The organism is Agrococcus sediminis (assembly GCF_007923295.1).
Classification (GTDB): domain Bacteria; phylum Actinomycetota; class Actinomycetes; order Actinomycetales; family Microbacteriaceae; genus Agrococcus; species Agrococcus sediminis.
Map to the genome: position 1 here is coordinate 347,978 of NZ_VOIR01000012.1, position 19,401 is coordinate 367,378.

Genomic DNA, 19,401 nt, shown 5'->3' on the forward strand with positions numbered 1-19,401 from the left:
ATCCGCTGTGCGAACCCTGTCGCGGCGGATCAGGGACGCGAGCAGCTGCCCGGCGACGGACGGGCGCGTGAGCCCGCCGTCAGAGGGCGCCGTGCACGACCTCGCCGGCGACCATCGTGAGCGCCACCGGCATGGTGCGCAGCGCCGCGGCGACGGCGGCCGGGTCGTCGTGGGCCGACGGCAGGGGCGGTGCGGCGCCGAGCACGACGATGTCGGCGGGCTCCTCGGCGGCCAGCCGCGACCGGCTCGAGGCGCGCACGGCCTGCTCGAGGGAGATCGCCTCCTCGGGCTGCCAGGGGTGCTCGTCGCCGCGGGTGCGCGTGACGGCGGTGGCGATCGCGAGCCACGGGTCGAGCGGCGTGACGGGCGCGTCGGAGCCGAGCACGACATCCACGCCCGCGTCGACGAGGCTGCGGATCCGGAACGCGTCGCGGCTGCGGTCGGCCCACAGCGCCGCCGTCAGCTCGCGGTCGTCGAGCGCGTGCTCGGGCTGGATGGAGGCGGTGATGCCGAGGCGCGCGAGCCGCGGGATGTCGACGCCCGAGACGAGCTGCGCGTGCTCGATGCGGCCGCCGGTGCCGGCGCGCTCGAACGCGTCGATCGCGGCCGTCACGGCGGCGTCGCCGATGGCGTGGATCGTGGCGTCGATGCCGAGCTCGCCGGCGCGCGCGAGCAGGCGGTCGAGCGCGGCGTCGTCGACGTTGCGCACCCCGGTGCCCTCCTCCCCCGTCTCGAAGGAGCCGTAGGGGTGCGCGGTCCAGGCCGTGCGGGTGCCGAGCGAGCCGTCGGAGATCACCTTGAGCCGCCCCATGCGTGCCCTATGGGCGATCGCATCGCCCGTGCGCAGGCCGCGCTCGGCGGCGAGCTCGAGGTCCTTCGCGTACACGCCCGCCTCCACCCGGAGGGGCGTGGAGCGGCCGGGACGCATCCAGGCGCCGACGGCGTCGTCGAACTCGAGGTCGACCACGCCCACGACGCCCCGCTCGGCGGCGGCGGCCAGAGCGTCGACGACGTGACGGTCGAGCGCGTCGGCGTCGAGCATCCCCTCGACCGCGCTCAGCGCGTCGAACGCCGCCTCCTCGCGCAGCAGCGGCGCGTCGAGGTCGATGCCGAGGCGGCTGAGCATCGCGGTGTTGGGCCAGGAGCAGTGCACGTCGCTCGAGACCACGAGCGTGGGCACGTCGCCCGTCTGCGCGTCGAGCAGCGCGCGGGTGGGCGGCGCGGGCCAGAGGCCGTCGCGCATGCCGACGAGCACGACGGGCTCGCCGCCCCGGTGCGCGCGGGCGTGGTGTCCCGCGAGCGCGGCGGCCTCCTCGGCGCTCGCCGCGTCGAGCACGCTCGCGCGCGTGCGGTGGCGGGCCCACTGGCCCATGTGGGTGTGCTCGTCCCACAGGCCCGGCAGCACCGTCGCGCCCTCGAGGTCGTGCCGCGCGCCGGTCGAGGGCGTCGTGCCGGCGGGGCTCACCCGCTCGATGCCCCCGTCGAGGATGTCGAGGTCGATGAGGGTGCCGTCGAGCAGGCGGGCGTTCGCGAGGCGCATGCCTCGCACGCTACCGGGGCGAGGCCCCGGGCGGCGTCAGTGCGCGCCGCGGGGCTCGCGGCGTCGGGCGATGCGCTCGCGGTCGGCGCGCGTGCGCGGCTCCCGCTGCAGCACGAGCAGCACGACGGTGGCGGCTGCGCCGACGACGCCGAGGGCGGCGAGCAGCACGATCCAGGTGGGATCGGCAGTCGCCGCGCTCGTCCAGGTGGCTTCCATGGCACCGATGATGCGCCTGCGCCGCCGCCCGCGCCAGAGGCGGATCGGGCGTCGGCGGCGGGGCTCAGTACGCGCCGGCCCAGACGCGGGCGTCGCCCATCTGCGGGGCGAGGCCGTTGCCGGGGGCGTCGAGCCGGTGGGCGATGCGCTCCTCGACCTCGGCGGCGATGCGGCGGGCATCGGCGTCCTCGACGCGCTCGCGGAGCCGGGCGAGCCGCTCGGGGTCGACGGGGGTGCGGGGGGCGCGCTGCCGCAGCAGGGCGTCGATCGTGCCGGCGACGGCGCCGATCGCGAGGGCGATGAGGAGGATGATCCAGAGTGCTTCCATGGCAGGAAGTCTGCGCTCGCCAAGATCCTGCCACCAGTGGCAGGATGGTCAACACTCGACAAGATCCTGCCAAGGCGGATCGGTCCCGAGGGAGAGCGAGGAAGCCGTGCTGCAGGTGGCCTGCATCGTCGACGACGAGGTGAGCGCGTTCGAGCTGGCGGTCGCGGCCGAGGTCTTCGGCGCCGACCGCACCGACCGCGGCGTGCCCCGCAACGACTTCCGGGTCGTGACGCCCACGCCGGGCCCGATCCGCGTCGAGGGCGGGCTGGGCCTGCCGATCATGGTGCAGGAGGGGCTGGCGTTCGCCGACGAGGCCGACGTCGTCATCGTCGCGCCCTACGCCGACTGCTGCATCGACGCGGCATGCTCGGTGAGCATCGCCCACGTGCTGCAGCGGGCGGTGGCCCGAGGCGCCCGCGTGCTGACGCTCTGCACCGGTGCCTTCGTCGCCGCGCGCGCCGGCATCCTCTCGGGCCGACGGGTCGCGACGCACTGGCGGCACGTCGAGCAGCTGGCCGAGCAGTTCCCCGACATCGTCGTCGAGCGCGACGCGCTCTGGGCCGACGACGGCCCCGTGACCTCGAGCGCCGGCACCGCGGCGGCCATCGACGCCTCGCTCCACCTCATCCGCGAGCTGCAGGGCGCCCAGGTCGCGGCCATCATCGCGCGCTCGATGGTGGTGCCGCCGCTGCGCGACGGCGGGCAGTCGCAGTACGCGGTCGGCCCGGTCGCCGAGCAGCGCGCCGACACGCTCGCGCCGCTCATCGACTGGGTGGCGGCGCGGCTCGACGAGGAGCACACGATCGCCTCGCTCGCCCGCCGCGCTCGGCTCTCCGAGCGCACCTTCGCGCGCCGGTTCCGCGAGGAGCTCGGCACGACGCCCGCCGCGTGGCTCGTCTCGCAGCGCGTGCAGCGCGCGCAGGCGCTGCTCGAGGCGACCGACCTGGGGCTGGATGCGGTGGCGCAGCAGGCCGGGTTCGGCACGGCCGCGCTCCTGCGGCACCACTTCACGCGGCAGCTGGGCGTCGCGCCATCGGCGTACCGCCGCCGGTTCGCGGTCTCGGAGACGGTCGACGCCTGAGTCCCCGCCTGCCCGACGGCGGCGTCAGCCGAGCGCGCTCCAGCCCTCGGGCATCCACCCTTCTGCCTCGAGCACGAAGCGGCCGACGCGCGAGGGCGCGCGCTTGCGGATCTTCGCGTTCGAGGAGCGCAGCTCGGCGACCGGCTTCGACAGGAGCGACAGCTCGCGGCGATCCCCCGGCGCCTGGTCGGGGCGCGGCGCGGCGGCCGTCACCGCCCGCCCGGCGGCCCACGACGGCGCTCGCGCACCGAGCACCTCCAAGGCGATCGAGCCGTCGGCGGCGTCGGCGAGCAGCACGGGCACCGGGTCGCCGCCGTCGACCGGCACGAGCCAGCGCAGCCAGTCGGTCGGGTCGTACTCGGGCAGGGATGCCTCGGCCTCGGCCTCGAGCGCGGCGCGCGACCCGATGCGCCAGACCCCGTGCGGCGCATCCGGGAACCCGTCGTAGAGGTACACCTGCAGCGCCTGCACCACCGACGCCGGCACGAGGGCGTCGTCGTCGTCGAGCGCGGGCGCCTGCGCGTCGTCGGCCGCGACGGCGTCGTAGATGCCCGGGTGCAGCGCACGGCCGTAGGGCGAGACCGGGTGCAGCCACAGCAGCCCGCTCTCGTCGTCGACGCCGCCCTCGACGACGAACGCACGCCCCTGCTCGTCGACGGCCCAGAGGCCGAACGGGTCGACCTCGCACTCGCGCTCGGGCACCGGTCCGTCGAGCTCGAGATCCTCGCGGTGCTGCGCGATGGCGAGGTCGGTCTCCTCCCACGGGTAGCGGGCGTCGAACACCGGGTCGCGGCGCACCTCGGCGCCGGGCTCCTCCGGCTCGAGGACCACGGTGAGCAGCCAGCCCTCGTCGGGGTCGTCGTCGAGCAGCGCTGCGACCGACGTGCTGTAGAGGCCGGGCGACAGCTCGCCCGCGCCCTCCGGCACGCGCAGGTAGAGGCGCAGCGGGCCGTCGGGCTCGGCCGACATCGCCACCTCGGCGATCTCGCCGCGGCGGGTCTGGAGGTAGCCGGTCACGGGGAGGTCGAGGGTCTCGACGGTGGGCGTCACGGGGTCAACGGTAGTCGGGGTGGGGGCGGGGTGGTCTCGACTTGGTCGCTGCGCGACCGGCTCGACCGGCGGAGGGGCGGGCGCCGCGCGGTGGTCTCGACTCGGTCGCTGCGCGACCGGCTCGACCGGCGGAAGGGCGGGGCGGGCGCGGCGGGGTGGTCTCGACTCGGTCGCTGCGCGACCGGCTCGACCGGCGGAGGGAGGAGGGGGCGCGGGGTCAGTCGAGGAGGGCACCGCTGCCGGGCGGCAGCGTGAGCTGCTCGGCGACCGCGACGTCGGGGTGCGTCTGGAAGCGCAGCCGCCGCTTCGTCACCGGCACCGTCTGCGGCTCGGAGCCGACGTTCACGACGATCTCGACCGCATCCGTCCTGCCCGCCCGGCGCACGAGCCGCAGCACGCCCGCGGCCTCGTCGACCTCGACGGCGTTCCGCGCGTAGTGCGGGTCGGTGAGCGCCTCGAGCTCGCGGCGCAGCCCGGCGAGCTGCCGGTAGCCGTCGAGCACCCGCGCGTGCCGCTCGCGCCGCGCCTCGGCCCAGTCGAGCTTCGAGCGCTCGAAGGTGGCCGGGTCCTGCGGGTCGGGCACGACCGCCGGGTCCCAGCCCATCCGCTCGAACTCGGCGAGCCGGCCCTCGGCGGTGAGGCGCCCGAGCTCCTCCTCCGGGTGCGAGGTGAAGAACTGGAACGGGCTCGACGCCGCCCACTCCTCCCCCATGAAGAGCATCGGCGTGTAGGGGCCGGCGTAGAGCAGCAGCGCCGCGCACAGCAGCTGCGACTCGGTGAGCACCTCGGTGATGCGGTCGCCGCGGGCGCGGTTGCCGATCTGGTCGTGGTTCTGGGCGCTCACGACCAGCCGCCACGACAGCGAGCGGTCGGTGTCGATCGGGCGCCCGTGGTCGCGCTCGCGGAACGACGAGTACGTGCCGTCGTGGAAGAAGCCGCGCTCGAGCACCTTGCCGAGCGCCGTGAGCGGCGCGAAGTCGGCGTAGTAGCCCTCCGTCTCGCCCGTCAGCGCGACGTGCACGCCGTGGTGGAAGTCATCGGACCACTGGGCGTCGAGCCCGTAGCCGCCGCCCTCGCGCGGGGTGATGAGGGTGGGGTCGTTGAGGTCGCTCTCGGCGATGAGCTCGAGCGGCCGCCCGAGGTGCGCCGCGAGCGCGGCGGTCTCGACCGCCATCTCCTCGAGGATGTGCAGCGGCCCCTCGTCGCGCAGCGCGTGCACGGCGTCGAGGCGCAGCGCGTCGACGTGCATGTCCTCGAACCAGAAGCGCACGTTGTCGAGGATGAAGCGCCGCACGGCCGGCTCGGCGACGTTCACGTGCTCGCCCCATGTGGAGCGGCCCTCGCTCGAGAGGTACGGGCCGAACAGCGGCAGGTAGTTGCCGGAGGGGCCGAGGTGGTTGTGCACGACGTCCTGCACGACGGCGAGGCCGGCGCCGTGGGCGGCGTCGACGAACCGCTGGTAGGCGGCGGGGCCGCCGTAGCCCTCGTGCACCGCGTACCAGGCGACGCCGTCGTAGCCCCAGTTGTGGGTGCCGTTGAAGCCGTTGACGGGCAGCAGCTCGACGTGCGTGACGCCGATCTCGAGCAGGTGGTCGAGCCGCTCGGCCGCCGCGTCGAGCGTGCCCTCCTGCGTGAACGTGCCGATGTGCAGCTCGTACAGCACGCCGCCGGCGATGGGCCTGCCCGTCCAGTCGGCGTCGGCCCAGTCATGGGCGGATGCGTCCCACGTGCGGGAGCGCTCGTGGACGCCGTGGGGCTGCCGGCGGCCGCGCGGATCGGGCCGCACCGCGTCGTCGTCGTCGATCTGGAAGCCGTAGTCGCCCGCCGGCGCGAGCGCGTGCCACCAGCCGCCCTCGGCGCTCGTCATCTCGACGCTCTCGCGGCCCGCGACGACGCGCATGCGCTGCGCGTTCGGCGCCCAGACCCGGTACTCGTGCAGCTCGCTCATGCGTCGATCCTCGCAAGCGAAGCGGAGCGGCGGCTGAGTGCGGGGGGTCCCCGGCGCTCAGGCGCGGGGCGCGGCCGCGACGGGGCGCGCGGGCGAGCGGGGCCGGAACCACGGCGTCGACGCCGGGAGCGCCAGCAGCACGGTGCCGACGAGCGGCGCGAGCGACATGAGCACCGTCTCGAGCGCGGGCGAGGCCGTGGCGACCAGGATCCCGAGCCCTGCCACGCCGCCGACGGCGCCGAGCACGACGACCGGCCAGCGGGCCCAGCGGCGCCGGAGGCTCACCGCGATGAGCGCGACGAGCACGAGCACCACGCCGACGCCGAGCGCGATGGCCGTCGCCGCCTCGCCGCCCGGATCCTCCGTCGGCAGCCCGAGCGTCGCGACGTACCAGAGCGTCAGCACGACGGCGAAGCGGGCGACCGACAGGAAGGCGCCCCAGAGGAGGACGAGCGCGACGAGCGCCGTCCAGGGCCGCCCGGCGCGGGGTGCGCGGGGTGCGGATGCGGTGCCGATGTCGGTCATGACGGCACGCGGGTCAGTCGGCGAGGGTGAGCAGCGCGACCGGCAGCGTGCCGAGCACGTCGGCCATCCGCGCCTCGCCGCCCTCGACGACGCGGCCGGTGAGCACGTCGCGCCAGCGCACCGCGTCGTCGCCGCGCGGCGGCAGGTGCAGCGTCGTCTCGCCCCAGCCGCCGCGGGCCGCGAGCCCGATCGGCAGGCGCGTCGCGACCGCGATCGCTCCGCCGCGGTCGAACGCCAGCACGTGCTGCTCGGCATCGCCCGAGGCGAGCACCGGCTCGTAGTGCTCGAAGCGCTCGGGGTGCTCGCGGCGCAGGCGCAGGGCCTCGCGCACGAGCCGCACCTTGGCGACCTCGAGGTCCCACGCGCCCGTGACGGGCTCGCGCGCGGACGACCGCAGCGCATCCATCCGCTCCCAGTCGACGGGCCGGCGGTTGTCGGGGTCGACGAGCGACTGCTCGAGCGCCTCCGAGCCCTGGTAGACGTCGGGGAAGCCCGGGATCATGAGGTTGAGCAGCTTCGCCGACAGCACGTTCGAGCGGAAGCCCTCCTCCGTCGCGGCGAGGAACGCCTCGACGTCGCGGCTCGCGGGCTCGGCCATCACGTTGCGCACGAGCTCGGCGAGGTGCCCCTCGAAGCGGGTGTCGGGATCGGTCCAGTGCGTGATCGCGTCGGCCTCGCGCGCGGCCTTCTCCATGTAGGCGACGAGCCGCTCCTCGCTCGCCGGCCACGCGCCGACGACCGCCTGCAGCAGCAGGTTCGCGAACGCCCGGCCCTTGTGGGGCGCGAAGACGAGCAGCTTGTCGAGCAGCGCCTCCCACTGCTCGGGCACCTCGGCGATCGTCGTGATGCGGGCGCGCACGTCCTCGCCGCGCTTCGTGTCGTGCGTCGACAGCGCGTTCATCGCGTGCGGCCACTCCGCCTGCCGCTTCGCCATCGACGTGTGGAAGTCGTGCACCGTGATGTCGAAGACATCCGGGTCGCCGCCCACCTCGTTGAGGCTCGTCAGGCGCGAGTACCGGTAGAACGCGGTGTCCTCGACGCCCTTCGCCATCACCATGCCGCTCGTCTGCTGGAAGCGCAGCGCCGCCTCGTGCCGCGGGTTGCCGAGCACCGGCAGCAGCGCGTCGATGGTCTCGGCCAGCTCCGGCCGGTGCTGCTTCGCGCGCTCGGCCGCGGCGCCGAGGTGCTCGAGCCCGTCGGGCAGGTACGAGCGGTACACGGGGAAGCAGGCGAGCAGCTCGGCGATCGCGTCGTCGGTGTCGTCGGGCGCGCCCCGGTCGCCCCACGCATCCGCCGCCCGCACCTCGCGCTCGAGGCGCAGCACCTCGGCGCGCAGGATGCCGTCGGCGATGCGCCGCTTCGTGCGGTGCGTGAGCTCGGCCCAGTCGACCGGCTCGCCGCCGCGCAGGCGCGCGTCGAGCGCGTCGAGCGGCTCGGCCGCCGCCGGATCGGTGAGCACCCGGTCGATCTCGCCGAGCGTGTCGTAGCCGGTCGTGCCCGCCGTCGCCCAGCGCGGCAGCTGCTCGCCGGGCTCGAGGATCTTCTCGACGAGCACGAACGCGCCGCCCGTGAGGCGGTCGAGGTCCTCGAGGTAGCCGGCGGGGTCGCGCAGGCCGTCGGGGTGGTCGACGCGCAGGCCCTGCACGAGGCGCTCGTCGAACCACCGGCCGATCTCGGCGTGCGTCGCGTCGAACACCTCGGGCAGCTCGACCCGCACCGCGGCGAGCGTCGTCACCGCGAAGAAGCGGCGGTAGTTGAGCTGGTCGTCGCCGGTCTTCCAGTGCCCGAGGCGATAGTGCTGCCGCTCGAGCACCTCCTGCGCCGAGCCCTCGCCCGTGCCGGGCGCGACCGGCAGCCGCGTGTCCCAGTAGCGCAGCGCCTGCGCCTCGCCGTCGTCGTCCCGCTCGAGCTCGAGGTGGGCGACGGTGCCGTCGTCCGACCAGTCGTCGTCGCCGACGATCGGCAGCAGCAGCTTGCCGCCGCCCGCCTCCCAGTCGACGTCGAACGCCGGCGCGATCGCGCTCTCGCGCCCCTCGCGCAGCAGCTGCCACCACCAGGCGTTGTGCTCCGGCACGGCCACGCCCATGTGGTTGGGCACGATGTCGACGAGCACCCCCATGCCGAGGCCGCGCGCCTTCTCGGCCAGCGCATCCAGCCCCGCCTCGCCGCCGCGCGCCGGGTCGACGCGGGCGTGCGAGACGACGTCGTAGCCGTGGTTCGAGCCGTGCTCGGCCTCGAGGATGGGCGACAGGTAGACCCAGTCGACGCCGAGGTCGGCGAGCGCGTCGAGCCGCTCGGCCGCGTCGAAGAGCGTGAACTCGTCGCTGATCTGCAGTCGGTAGGTGCTCTGCGGCGTGCGCACGGGTCTCCTCGGGTCAGCGGTCGGGATGGTCGTCGGATGCGCCGTCGGCGGGCAGCTCGTCGGGCACGGTGCCCTCGCGTCCGGGCTCGATCGGCTCGCCCGGGCCGGCCTGGGGCGTGGATGCGTGGAGCGGCCTCGCGTCGGTCGTCCGCGAGTCGGGCGTCGTCACCGGTCCCGGCGCCGACGAGCTGGCCGCGGCGATCGACGCCGCGACCGAGAAGTCCTGGTCGACGGGCGGGATGTGCTCGCGGAGCACCGCGACCGAGCGCGGCGCGAGCTTGCCGACCTCGCCGGCGCGCACGGGCCCCTCGACGGCCTCCTGCGCGCCCGTGTCGATGAGGACATCCCACGCCTCGGCGTACTCGGCCGGCGGGATCGCCACGTCGAGCTCGTCCTCGGACGCGTTGCAGTAGATGAGGAAGTGGTTGTCGGTGATGCGCTCGCCGCGCATGCCGCGACCGGCGATGCCGTGCCCGTTGAGGTACATGCCGACGGCCTTCTCGCTCGCGGCGGCCTCCCAGTCGGACGGCTCCATCGGCGTGCCGTCGACGCGCAGCCAGACGATGTCGTTCAGGCGCTCGCCATCGCCGGTGCGCACGGTCGAACCGGTGAAGAAGCGCTTGCGGCGGAAGGTGGGGTGGTCGTGGCGCAGCTTCGCGACCGCGGCTGTGAACTCGATGAGCGGCTGGTCGATCGACGACCAGTCGATCCAGCTGAGCTCGGAGTCCTGCGCGTAGGTGTTGTTGTTGCCCTGCTGGGTGCGGCCGAGCTCGTCGCCGTGCAGGATCATCGGCACGCCCTGGCTGAGCAGCAGCGTCGCGAGGAAGTTGCGCTGCTGGCGCGCCCGGATCGCGAGGATCTCGGGGTCGTCGGTGGGGCCCTCGGCGCCGTAGTTGTAGGAGCGGTTGTGGCTCTCGCCGTCGTTGCCGTCCTCGCCGTTGGCGTCGTTGTGCTTCTCGTTGTAGCTGACGAGGTCGCGCAGCGTGAAGCCGTCGTGGGCCGTGACGAAGTTGATGGACGCGACGGGCCGGCGGCCGGAGTGCTCGTACAGGTCGGCGGAGCCGGCGAGCCGGCTCGCGAACTCGCCGAGCGCCGTGGGCTCGCCGCGCCAGAAGTCGCGCACCTGGTCGCGGTACTTGCCGTTCCACTCCGTCCACTGCGGCGGGAAGTTGCCCACCTGGTAGCCGCCCGGGCCGATGTCCCACGGCTCGGCGATGAGCTTGACCTGGCTGATCACCGGATCCTGCTGCACGAGCTCGAAGAAGGTGGAGAGCTTGTCGACGTCGTAGAACTCGCGGGCGAGGGTCGCGGCGAGGTCGAAGCGGAAGCCGTCGACGTGCATCTCGGTGACCCAGTACCGCAGGCTGTCCATGATCATCTGCAGCGAGTGGGGGTGGGCGACGTTGAGGCTGTTGCCGGTGCCCGTGTAGTCCATGTAGTGCTGCTCGTCGCCCTCGACCAGGCGGTAGTAGGCCCGGTTGTCGATGCCGCGCCAGCTGAGCGTGGGGCCCATGTGGTTGCCCTCGGCGGTGTGGTTGTAGACCACGTCGAGGATCACCTCGATGCCGGCGGCGTGCATGGCCTTCACCATCGCCTTGAACTCCTGCACCTGCTGGCCGCGTTCGCCGGCGCTGGCGTACTCCGCGTGCGGCGCGAAGAAGCTGAGCGTGTTGTAGCCCCAGTAGTTGCGCAGGCCCTTCTCGACGAGCGTCGCGTCGTGCACGAACTGGTGCACCGGCATCAGCTCGATGGCCGTGATCCCGATCTTCTGCAGGTGGGCGATGATCGACGGGTGCGCGAGGCCGGCGTAGGTGCCGCGCAGCGCCTCGGGCACGTCGGGGTGCGTCTGCGTGAGGCCCTTGACGTGCGCCTCGTAGATGACCGACTCGTTGTACGGCGTGCGCGGGTAGCGGTCGCCCGTCCAGTCGAAGAACGGGTTGATGACGACGCCCTTGACCATGTTGGGCGCGGAGTCGTCGTCGTTGCGGCTCAGCGGGTCGCCGAAGGTGTAGCTGTGGAGCGGCTGGCCCCACTCGATGGTGCCGCTCGTGGCCTTCGCGTAGGGGTCGAGCAGCAGCTTCGCGGGGTTGTGGCGCAGGCCCTGCTGCGGGTCGTAGGCGCCGTGCACGCGGTAGCCGTAGCGCTGGCCGGGCTGCACGCTCGGCAGGTAGCCGTGCCAGACGTACGCGTCGACCTCGGTCAGCTCTACCCGGGTCTCGACGTCGTCGTCGTCGAACAGGCACAGCTCGACCTTCTCGGCCGACTCGGTGAAGAGCGCGAAGTTCGTGCCGGTGCCGTCGAACGTGGCACCCAGCGGGTATGCCTCCCCGGGCCAGACCTCGAGCGCGGGGGCGGGGGTGGGTGCAGTGTCAGTCACGTGCCCGAGTGTATGGCGGCCATGCTTCGGGGAAGGTGCGAGCCGGGGCGGCGGCGGGGCCGGCCATCAGTCGCCGACGACGCGCTCCTCGCCGCCGGTGATGCGCAGCAGCTCGTCGTACGTGAGCATGAAGACGGTGTCGGCGGTGCCCGCCGCGGCCGAGAGCTCCGGGTAGTCGCGGAGCGCGACGTCGACGATCGTGCGGATGGGCGCGGGGTGCCCGAGCGGCGCGACGCCGCCGATCACCTGCCCGGTCGCCGCGCGCACCTGCTCGGGGGTGGCGCGCTCGATCGGCCCCTCGCCGAGCTGCTCGGCGAGCATCGCCGTGTCGACCCGGTGCCGGCCCGACGTCATCACGAGCAGCGGCGCATCCGCCATCCAGAAGATGAGCGAGTTGGCGATCGCGCCCACCTCGATGCCGAGCGCCGCGGCGGCGGCCTTCGCGGTGTGCGTGCCCTCGTCGAAGCGGATCACGTCGCGGTCGATGCCGAGCTCGCGCAGCTGCGCCTGGATCGCGGCGGCCCTGGTCGGAAGCGTCATGCCCCCATCCTGCCCGGGCCGCTCGCGCACAACGCAAGCCCGGCGTGGGCGTTCCGCGGGCGGATGCGGCGCGGGGCCGGGCAGCCCGCCATCCGGACGATCCGGGCTTGCGTTGTGCTCGAGGGGGCGAGGCGAGGTGCGGGCGGTCGGGCGGATGGGCGGGGCGGGTCAGGCGATGCGGCTGCCGGGGGCGAGCCGGCGCGCCGGGGCGCGCACCGCGGCGATCGCGCCCCACACGGCCGCGGCCGCGAGCGCCACGTGGATGCCGAGCCCGACGAACCAGCTGGGCACGGTGCGCTCGTAGATCTCGCGCGGCGAGTCGCCCTGATAGCCGCCCATGGGGTCGTAGTCGGCGCACGACTCGACGTGCGGCGGCTCCTGCAGCCCGCGCACGCCGAGCCCGATCTGGCCGAAGACGTCGTCGGGGTAGCTGTCGCCGCCGAAGTGCGGCGGGATGGCGTCGGCGAGGATCACGTAGGGGTTCGCCGCGAGCATCCACCACACCCGGTCGGGCCGGGCGACGACGGTCGTGTAGGTGCGGTCGGTCTCGACGCACGTGGCGTTGCCGGTCTGCTCGTCGTAGTCCCAGCTGATCTCCTGCCGCTCCTCCTCGGTCTGAAAGGCGATCGTCGCGACGCCGAAGCCGATGAGGGTGCCGACGCTGAAGAGCGCCACGAAGAGGTAGCTGACGACCGTCGAGAGCACCGGCCGGCGGATGAGGCCCGAGAGCCCGACGCCGATCGCCGAGATGACGCCGATCTCGAGCACCACGATGGGGATCGCGACGAGCACCGCCTCCCAGCGGAGCCCTCCGAGCATCGCCGACGCGAGCATGAACGGCGTGCACACGGCGAGGAAGCCGAGCGAGGCGATCCACGAGCCCAGCACCTTGCCGAGCACGAGCTGCGAGGCCGTCACCTGCGTCACCTGCGTCGACGCGAGCGTGCCGCCGTCGCGGTCGCCGTTGATCGCGTTGCCCGAGAGCGCCGGCGTGACGAGCGACGTGACGAGCATCACGAGGAAGATCGTCATCGCGAAGATGGCGCCGCCGAGGTCGCGCTGGTAGCCCTGCAGCGACAGGAACAGCACGGTGATCACGCCGCCGACGACGATCGCGACCACGCCGAGCAGCACGTACCAGGCGACGCTGCGCACGCGCTGCGCGAGCTCGAGCCCGACGACGACGCCGAGCAGCCGCAACCAGCCGAGGGCTCCGGATGCGTCGGGCGGGGCCGGGCGGGACGCCTCGTCGGCCATGGGCGCGGTGTCGGTGCGGCTCATCGTCGGCCTCCGGCGAGCGAGAGGTAGGTGCGCTCGATGTCGCCGACGGCGGGCGCGAAGTGCGTGATGGGGACGCCGGCGCGGACGAGCCGGGCGAGCACGTCGGCGGCGTCCTCCTCGCGGTCGAGCGCGACGTGCGCGACGTCGCCGTCGATGCGCACGCGGTCGAAGGCGACGCCGATGTGGGCGAGCTGGTAGCTGAGCGCCTGCGGGTCGAGCGCGCGGATGCGCCACTCGCGGGCGGCCTGCCGGGCGAGCACGAGCCGCTCGCCGCCGACGACCTCGCCGCGGTCGACGAAGACGGCGTCCTCGGCGATCTCGTCGAGCTCGGAGAGGTCGTGGCTCGAGATGAGCACCGTGCCGCCGGCGGCGGCGAAGCCGCGCAGCAGCTCGCGCAGCTCGAGGCGGGAGGTGGGGTCGAGGCCTGCGGCCGGCTCGTCGAGCAGCAGCACGCGCGGGCGGTGCACGAGCGCGCGGGCGAGGCCGAGCCGCTGCTGCTGGCCGCGCGAGAGCACGCGGCTGGGGCGCCGCGCGAGCTCCTCGAGCCGCGCCTGCACGATGAGCTCGTCGGCCCGTGCCCGCGCCGCCGCCGTCGGCATGCCGTGCAGCCGGCCGACGGTCGTGAGGATCTGCCGCGGCGACAGCGTGCGCCACGTGCCGAGCACATCCGGCATCCACCCCATCGCGCGCCGCACCGCGCGGGGGTCGCGCATGGGGTCGGCGCCCGCGATGCGGATCTGCCCGGCGTCGGGCGCGAGCAGCGACGCGAGCATGAGCAGCAGGGTGGTCTTGCCGGCGCCGTTCGGCCCGATGAGCGCGGTCACGCGGCCGGGCCTGGCGTGGAAGGTCATCTGCCGCACGGCCTGCACGCTGCCGAAGCTGCGCGCCACCTCGTCGACGACGATGCCGTCGGCGTCGAGCGGCGGGCGCCCGGCCGCGCCGTCGAGCGGGTCGGCGAAGACGGGCGGGGCGGATGCGGGGATCGGCTCGGGCGCGCCGGGCTCGGCGGCCCGGTCGCCGGACGTCATCGTCGCCCGCTCAGGGGGTGCTGCATGGCTCGATCCTGGCCCCCGCGGGTGCCGCGTGACCAGTGCCGCGCGCAGAGTCATCCGTGCGGATGACATCGCCGCCGACGCCTACGCTGGAGGGATGCCGCACCTCCCCCGCCTCCGCACCGGCGGGATCGTGGCGGGCGTGCTGCTCGTGCTCTGCTCGATCGCCTCCGTGCAGCTCGGCGCCTCGATCGCGAAGACGCTGTTCGACCGCATCGACCCGGCCGCGCTGACGCCGCTGCGGCTCGCCCTCGCGGCGCTCGTGATCCTCGTCATCGCGCGCCCGCGCATCCGCTCCTGGAACCGCGCCGCGTGGCGCTCGGTAGCCCTGCTCGGCGTCGCGCTCGCCGGCATGAACCTGCTCTTCTACCTGTCGCTGCCGCGCATCCCGATCGCGCTCGCCGTCGCCGTCGAGCTGCTCGGGCCGCTCGTGCTCGCCCTCGTGCAGTCGCGCCGGCTCGTCGACGTCGCGTGGGTCGGGCTCGCCGCGATCGGGGTGGGCGTCATCGGCGCGCAGTCGATCGCGGGCGACCTCGACCCGGTCGGGGTGCTGCTCGCGCTCGGCGCGGGCGCCTGCTGGGCGGGCTACATCCTCGCGTCGGCGTCGGTCGGTCGGCAGGTGCCGGGCGTCGGCGGCCTCGCGGGAGCGCTCGTGATCGCGACGGTCGCGGTGCTGCCCTTCGGGCTGCTCGGGGCGATCGGTGCGGTCGGCGCCGACCCGTCGGCGCTGCTGCCGGCGTTCGCGGTCGCCATGCTCTCGAGCGCCATCGCCTACGGCCTCGAGCTGCTGGCGCTGCGCCGCGTGCCGACGCGGGTCTTCGGCATCCTGATGGCGCTCGAGCCGGCGTCGGCCGCGCTCTTCGGCTTCCTCGTGATCGGCGAGCTGCTCGGCGGCCTCGACCTGCTCGCGCTCGCGCTCGTGATCGTCGCCGCCGTCGGCGTCGCGATGACCGCGGCGCGCGGCCGGCGCGAGCCGCCGCCGCTCACCGGGCCGGTCGGGCTCGGGCAGCCGGGCGTGGGGCAGGTGCCGCCGCTGCCGTGACGGCGCAGCCGCCCGGCGGGCAGACCGCGCTCGGGCGGGCCTGCGACGATGGATGCGTGGGCGAGCACGACGAGGACGCCCGGCGGTGGGCGCCGCCGGGGCATCCGGCCGCGCGCGGCACCGGCGGCGGCGACGCGCCCGAGCAGCCCGGCACCTCGGCGGCGGCACCGTGGACCCGCGGAGCCCGGCCGACCCGCCGGCCGGACGACGCATCCGCCACCTCCGCCGTGCCCGTGCCGGCGCCGCCGTGGGACGCGCCGCCCGAGCAGGGCGCGGCCGGCGAGCGCGAGCCGCGCATGTGGCCGATCGCGGCCGGCATCGCCGGGCTCGCGGTGCTCGCGTGCATCCCGCACTGGGTCGCGCCGACGATCGCGCTCATGGTCTCGCTCGTCGGCATCCCGATCGCGTGGGGGTTCCGGCGCATCTCGCACGGGCGCCGGCGCGTGCAGTACGTCGTCGTGGTGCTGACGCTGCTGCTGACCGCCGCGCTCGCGGTCATCGCGCCGCTCCTCTGGCTCGAGCTCGGCGTGCTCGCGCCGCTGACCGTGCCGGACGTGCCCGCGCCGGAGTGATCCGCTAGCTGCCGGGCCGCGACCGCGGGTGGAGCCAGGGCGCCGCGAGCCGCGTGATGAACGGCAGGATGAGCCCGACCATGATCGGCGTCAGGATCACGGTCGAGATCAGCAGCCGCAGCGGCAGCGCGAGCTCGGCGAAGCCGGGGATGAGCCCGAGCAGGAACGTGACGAGCACGTTCATGGGGAAGAACGCGAGCCAAACGACGATCATCTGCTTCCACACGGGCGGTGCGGGCGTCGACTGCCGGATCTCGACGCGGGCGTCGTCCTGCAGCACCACGCCCTCCGGCGCGTCGAACCACCCCTCGATGCCGGTGCGGCGCTCGACGCGCGACTCGCGGGCGAAGCTCGCGCCCGCCGAGATCCACTGCGCGCGCTCGACGCTGCGCTCCCACGCCTCGAGCGTCGCCCGGTCGGCGAAGCGGTAGATCATGTGCCAGCGCACGCTGCCGGGCTCCTCGCGCACCCAGCCGGCGCCGAGGAAGCCCGGGAAGAGCGTCGCGAGCGCGACGCCGTGCTGCACCCACGCCTGCGCGTAGCGCTCCATGCTCGGGTCGACGGTGCGCTCGATGGCGACGGTGATCGGCGACTGCTCCATGCCTCAACCGTGGCAGACGGGAGGTTTCGCCCGCATGTCGCGCGGGGCTAGCGTTCCGGCATGGACAGCGTGGGCGAGGGGTTCGACGAGCTGCTGGCGATCGCGTGCGTGCGCGACCGGGCGGCGGGCATGCGCTGGTACGAGACGCTCCTCGGGCGCCCCGCCGACGCGATGGCGGGCGAGGAGGCGCTGTGGCGGATCGGGGCGGATGCGTGGCTCGTCGTCGATGAGCGGCCGGCTCGGGCGGGCGCGTGCACGGTCACGATCGCGGTGCGCGGGCTCGACGCCATGCTCGAGCGGCTCGCCGCCGCCGGCGTGCGGCCCGAGCACGCGGAGCGCTACGCCAACGGCGTGCACCACGTGACCATCGCCGACCCGGACGGCAACAGCGTCTCGCTCGCGGAGGCGCCCGCGGGCTTCGCGCTCTGACGGGCCTTCGCGGTCAGCAGGTGCCGTTCGCCTGCAGCTCGGGATCGTCGATGATGCCGCCGTCGATGGCGAAGCCGGCCACGACCTCGTCGCCGACGACCTCGACCGACTGCAGGGTGAGGGCGGCGGGCACCGAGGAGGCGATGCAGACGCTGCGGTCCTGCAGCAGCGGCTCGAGCAGGCCGCCGAACTGCTGGCGCAGCTGGTCGGCGGTGACGGTGGCGTCGGCGATGCTGCCCGAGACGGGCGAGAGCACCAGGTCGCCCTCGGCGGCGCCCGGCTCGAGCACGATGCCGAGCGGGATGGCCGCGCCGAGCACGTCGACCTCGGTCGACGCCGTCACGTTCGGCTCGTCGAGCTCGATCGTCTCGGCCGGGAAGCCGTCGATCGTCGCCAGCAGGGCGCGCAGCTGCTCGGTCGTCATCCGCACGTCGGCGGTGCCGCCGGCCGCGGCGCGGTCGGCGCGGATCGGCACGTCCTGCAGCTCGGCGGCGACGTCGCCGCTGAACGAGCCCACCGTGACGTCCTGCGAGGCGAGCCGCACCTCGGCGAGCGAGCCGGCGACGAGCTGCGGGAGCAGGATCCCGTCGATCTCGACATCGACCGGGTGATCGGCGGGCAGCTGCAGCTGCTCGACGACGGTGGAGCGGATGACGCCGGGCACCATCTGCCGCGCGACGAGCTCGGCGACGACGAGGAGCGCCGCGATGACGACGAGGATCGCGGCGAAGACGAAGAACGCGCGGCCCGGGCTGCGGCGGGGCTTCGCGGTGGCGGTCATCGGCGGGCTCCGTCGGGCGTCGGGGTCTCGAGGCTGCCCGTCTGGATCACAGGTCGAGGGTAGATGGGGCGTCGCATGAGCGCCTGAACGGCGAAGACCCCGCCTCAGGCGGGGTCTCGTGGAGCGGATGACGGGCGCGGAGGCCCGGTGGGGCTCCGGGTGATCCGACCAGCGCGGCCGCAGGCCGCTCGACCGTTCGATTCCCGGCAGGAGCGACGAAGGACCCCGCCTGCGGCGGGGTCCTGAGGAGCGGATGACGGGAATCGAACCCGCGCTATCAGCTTGGGAAGCTGAAGTTCTGCCATTGAACTACATCCGCGCGGCCGGGTGACCGGCTCGGGTCCATGGTACGGCACGGCGCTGGGAGGCGGGGTGGTCTCGACTCGCGCGGCTCCGCCGCGCGGCTCGACCAGCGGAGGGAGGCTACGCCGTGGGCGGGGAGGGCACGTAGGGGTGCGCCACGAGCGACTGGTGCTCGGGGTGCTTGCCCAGCCAGCCCTGCACGAACGTGCACTGCGGCACGATCCTGCGGCCCGCATCCGTCGCGTCCTGCATCGCGAAGCGCGCGAGCGCGCTGCCCACGCCGTGGCCGCCGAACGCGTCGCCGACGACCGTGTGCTGGAGCACGCGGTTGCCGTCGGCGTCATCGGCGTACGAGAGCACGCCGGCGAGCCGGTCGCCGATATGGGCCTCGTAGCGGGAGCGGTCGGAGTCGTCGCCGACCACCACGTGGACGTCGTGCGATGCGGGCTCGGTCATGCGACCCATCCAACCCCGGCGGCCCCGCCGCCGACAAGGGCGTCAGCGCGACTCGGCGGCGGGCGCCTCGGGAGCCGCAGCCCCGTCGGCCTGCTCGTGCAGGGTGTCGTGCAGGTGCACGGGCTCGACCTGCTTGCCCTTGCGCTTCGCGCGGCGCGACGCCGCCCAGAGGTTGAGCCCCTCGACGAGCACCGCGAACGCCATCGGGCCGTAGATGAGGGCCTTGTCGATGTGGATGCCGAAGCCGTCAGCGATGAGGAAGACGCCGATGAGCAGCAGGAACGACAGCGCGAGCATCTTCACCGTCGGGTGGCGGTTCACGAACTCGAAGATGAACTTCGCCGAGAACAGCAGGATGCCGAACGACAGCAGCACCGCGGTGATGATGACGAGCATGTTGCTCGTCATGCCAACGGCGGTGATGACCGAGTCGAGCGAGAAGACGAGGTCCATGAGCAGGATCTGCGCGAGCACCGCGCCGAAGGTGGCCTTCACCGCGGAGGAGGCGTGCTCCTCCTCGCCCTCGAGCTTCAGGTGGATCTCGTGCACCGCCTTGTAGAGCAGGAACGCGCCGCCGGCGATGAGGATCAGCTCGCGGCCGGAGAAGCCCATGCCGAAGAGCGTGAAGAGGTCGTCGTTGAGCGTGATGATCCAGCCGGCGAGCAGCACGAGCCCGACGCGCATGACCATCGCGAGCGTGAGGCCCAGGTTGCGCGCCCGCGCCTGCTGCTCCTTCGGGAGCTTCGAGGCGAGGATCGAGATGAAGATCACGTTGTCGACGCCGAGGACGATCTCGAGCACGAACAGGGTGAGGAAGACCGCGATGAGGTCGGGCGTGAATTCGAGCGAGAAGTCCATAGGAGGAGGATCCTACGGGCGGAAGGTGTCCTGATGCCGTGAGCGGGCCGCGCCGCGGA

The 19,401-nt window shown here is 74.1% G+C and carries 19 protein-coding genes and 1 tRNA gene; 4 read left to right on the plus strand and 16 right to left on the minus strand.

The genetic code is table 11. The features are described 5' to 3' along the window. Window positions 1–79: 79 nt before the first annotated feature. The 3 genes from FQ330_RS05350 to FQ330_RS05360 form a co-directional block, all read right to left on the minus strand. Window positions 80–1,540 carry an amidohydrolase gene (locus FQ330_RS05350; RefSeq protein WP_146355787.1) on the minus strand — a complete coding sequence of 487 codons (1,461 nt, stop codon included), beginning with the start codon at window positions 1,538–1,540 and terminating at the stop codon, window positions 80–82. Window positions 1,541–1,576: 36 nt separating this feature from the next. Continuing rightward, window positions 1,577–1,756 carry a hypothetical protein gene (locus FQ330_RS05355; protein WP_146355789.1) on the minus strand — a complete coding sequence of 60 codons (180 nt, stop codon included), beginning with the start codon at window positions 1,754–1,756 and terminating at the stop codon, window positions 1,577–1,579. Between the two features lie 64 nt (window positions 1,757–1,820). After that, window positions 1,821–2,084 (minus strand): hypothetical protein, encoded by a 264-nt coding sequence (locus FQ330_RS05360; protein WP_128189248.1) that lies wholly within the window; start codon window positions 2,082–2,084, stop codon window positions 1,821–1,823. 106 nt (window positions 2,085–2,190) lie between these two features. Here FQ330_RS05360 and FQ330_RS05365 point away from each other — a divergent pair, with 106 nt between their 5' ends. Then, window positions 2,191–3,165, plus strand: coding sequence for a helix-turn-helix domain-containing protein (locus FQ330_RS05365; protein ID WP_225792698.1), 975 nt, complete (start codon window positions 2,191–2,193; stop codon window positions 3,163–3,165). Between the two features lie 24 nt (window positions 3,166–3,189). Here FQ330_RS05365 and FQ330_RS05370 read toward each other — a convergent pair whose 3' ends face one another. From FQ330_RS05370 to FQ330_RS05405, 8 genes are all read right to left on the minus strand, one after another. Further along, window positions 3,190–4,215 (minus strand): hypothetical protein, encoded by a 1,026-nt coding sequence (locus FQ330_RS05370; RefSeq protein WP_146355793.1) that lies wholly within the window; start codon window positions 4,213–4,215, stop codon window positions 3,190–3,192. Between the two features lie 217 nt (window positions 4,216–4,432). After that, a complete protein-coding gene (gene treZ / locus FQ330_RS05375) occupies window positions 4,433–6,163 on the minus strand; it encodes a malto-oligosyltrehalose trehalohydrolase (protein WP_146355796.1) in 1,731 nt (576 codons plus the stop codon). Between the two features lie 57 nt (window positions 6,164–6,220). Then, window positions 6,221–6,688: a hypothetical protein gene (locus FQ330_RS05380; RefSeq protein ID WP_146355798.1), complete on the minus strand. Its 468-nt coding sequence runs from the start codon at window positions 6,686–6,688 to the stop codon at window positions 6,221–6,223. Window positions 6,689–6,701: 13 nt separating this feature from the next. Beyond that, entirely contained in the window at window positions 6,702–9,050 is a 2,349-nt protein-coding gene (gene treY, locus FQ330_RS05385) for a malto-oligosyltrehalose synthase (RefSeq protein WP_146355800.1), read from the minus strand. Window positions 9,051–9,063: 13 nt separating this feature from the next. Further along, window positions 9,064–11,427, minus strand: a complete 2,364-nt coding sequence (glgX, locus tag FQ330_RS05390) for a glycogen debranching protein GlgX (protein WP_146355802.1) — start codon at window positions 11,425–11,427, stop codon at window positions 9,064–9,066. A 66-nt stretch (window positions 11,428–11,493) separates the two neighbouring features. Beyond that, entirely contained in the window at window positions 11,494–11,967 is a 474-nt protein-coding gene (locus FQ330_RS05395) for a YbaK/EbsC family protein (RefSeq protein ID WP_146355804.1), read from the minus strand. Window positions 11,968–12,135: 168 nt separating this feature from the next. Next, the gene (locus FQ330_RS05400; protein WP_146355806.1) at window positions 12,136–13,248 is read right to left on the minus strand and encodes an ABC transporter permease; all 1,113 of its coding nucleotides are present in this window, start codon (window positions 13,246–13,248) and stop codon (window positions 12,136–12,138) included. After that, a complete protein-coding gene (locus FQ330_RS05405; RefSeq protein WP_146355808.1) occupies window positions 13,245–14,276 on the minus strand; it encodes an ABC transporter ATP-binding protein in 1,032 nt (343 codons plus the stop codon). The genes FQ330_RS05400 and FQ330_RS05405 overlap by 4 nt, the downstream gene beginning before the upstream one ends. Window positions 14,277–14,397: 121 nt before the next feature. Here FQ330_RS05405 and FQ330_RS05410 point away from each other — a divergent pair, with 121 nt between their 5' ends. Next, window positions 14,398–15,342 carry an EamA family transporter gene (locus FQ330_RS05410; RefSeq protein ID WP_146355810.1) on the plus strand — a complete coding sequence of 315 codons (945 nt, stop codon included), beginning with the start codon at window positions 14,398–14,400 and terminating at the stop codon, window positions 15,340–15,342. A gap of 56 nt (window positions 15,343–15,398) precedes the next feature. Next, window positions 15,399–15,914, plus strand: coding sequence for a hypothetical protein (locus FQ330_RS05415; protein ID WP_146355812.1), 516 nt, complete (start codon window positions 15,399–15,401; stop codon window positions 15,912–15,914). Window positions 15,915–15,918: 4 nt separating this feature from the next. Here FQ330_RS05415 and FQ330_RS05420 read toward each other — a convergent pair whose 3' ends face one another. Next, on the minus strand, window positions 15,919–16,515 hold the full coding sequence (locus FQ330_RS05420) for an antibiotic biosynthesis monooxygenase (RefSeq protein ID WP_128189222.1): 597 nt from the start codon (window positions 16,513–16,515) through the stop codon (window positions 15,919–15,921). Between the two features lie 60 nt (window positions 16,516–16,575). Here FQ330_RS05420 and FQ330_RS05425 point away from each other — a divergent pair, with 60 nt between their 5' ends. Continuing rightward, window positions 16,576–16,944: a VOC family protein gene (locus FQ330_RS05425; protein WP_146355814.1), complete on the plus strand. Its 369-nt coding sequence runs from the start codon at window positions 16,576–16,578 to the stop codon at window positions 16,942–16,944. Window positions 16,945–16,957: 13 nt separating this feature from the next. Here the strand turns inward: FQ330_RS05425 and FQ330_RS05430 are convergent, their stop codons facing one another. From FQ330_RS05430 to FQ330_RS05445, 4 genes are all read right to left on the minus strand, one after another. Beyond that, the gene (locus tag FQ330_RS05430) at window positions 16,958–17,725 is read right to left on the minus strand and encodes an LmeA family phospholipid-binding protein (protein ID WP_146355816.1); all 768 of its coding nucleotides are present in this window, start codon (window positions 17,723–17,725) and stop codon (window positions 16,958–16,960) included. A 248-nt stretch (window positions 17,726–17,973) separates the two neighbouring features. Continuing rightward, window positions 17,974–18,044 (minus strand) — tRNA-Gly (locus FQ330_RS05435). A 104-nt stretch (window positions 18,045–18,148) separates the two neighbouring features. Next, window positions 18,149–18,484 carry a GNAT family N-acetyltransferase gene (locus FQ330_RS05440; protein WP_146355818.1) on the minus strand — a complete coding sequence of 112 codons (336 nt, stop codon included), beginning with the start codon at window positions 18,482–18,484 and terminating at the stop codon, window positions 18,149–18,151. Between the two features lie 42 nt (window positions 18,485–18,526). After that, a complete protein-coding gene (locus FQ330_RS05445) occupies window positions 18,527–19,342 on the minus strand; it encodes a TerC family protein (RefSeq protein WP_146355820.1) in 816 nt (271 codons plus the stop codon). Between the last annotated feature and the right edge of the window lie 59 nt (window positions 19,343–19,401).

Coding starts and splice junctions, on each gene's coding strand:
- FQ330_RS05350 (WP_146355787.1), bottom strand. CDS start 1,540: ATGCGCCTCGCGAACGCCCGCCTGCTCGACGGCACCCTCATCGACCTC.
- FQ330_RS05355 (WP_146355789.1), bottom strand. CDS start 1,756: ATGGAAGCCACCTGGACGAGCGCGGCGACTGCCGATCCCACCTGGATC.
- FQ330_RS05360 (WP_128189248.1), bottom strand. CDS start 2,084: ATGGAAGCACTCTGGATCATCCTCCTCATCGCCCTCGCGATCGGCGCC.
- treZ (WP_146355796.1), bottom strand. CDS start 6,163: ATGAGCGAGCTGCACGAGTACCGGGTCTGGGCGCCGAACGCGCAGCGC.
- FQ330_RS05380 (WP_146355798.1), bottom strand. CDS start 6,688: ATGACCGACATCGGCACCGCATCCGCACCCCGCGCACCCCGCGCCGGG.
- FQ330_RS05395 (WP_146355804.1), bottom strand. CDS start 11,967: ATGACGCTTCCGACCAGGGCCGCCGCGATCCAGGCGCAGCTGCGCGAG.
- FQ330_RS05400 (WP_146355806.1), bottom strand. CDS start 13,248: ATGAGCCGCACCGACACCGCGCCCATGGCCGACGAGGCGTCCCGCCCG.
- FQ330_RS05405 (WP_146355808.1), bottom strand. CDS start 14,276: ATGACGTCCGGCGACCGGGCCGCCGAGCCCGGCGCGCCCGAGCCGATC.
- FQ330_RS05410 (WP_146355810.1), top strand. CDS start 14,398: ATGCCGCACCTCCCCCGCCTCCGCACCGGCGGGATCGTGGCGGGCGTG.
- FQ330_RS05420 (WP_128189222.1), bottom strand. CDS start 16,515: ATGGAGCAGTCGCCGATCACCGTCGCCATCGAGCGCACCGTCGACCCG.
- FQ330_RS05425 (WP_146355814.1), top strand. CDS start 16,576: ATGGACAGCGTGGGCGAGGGGTTCGACGAGCTGCTGGCGATCGCGTGC.
- FQ330_RS05430 (WP_146355816.1), bottom strand. CDS start 17,725: ATGACCGCCACCGCGAAGCCCCGCCGCAGCCCGGGCCGCGCGTTCTTC.
- FQ330_RS05440 (WP_146355818.1), bottom strand. CDS start 18,484: ATGACCGAGCCCGCATCGCACGACGTCCACGTGGTGGTCGGCGACGAC.
- FQ330_RS05445 (WP_146355820.1), bottom strand. CDS start 19,342: ATGGACTTCTCGCTCGAATTCACGCCCGACCTCATCGCGGTCTTCCTC.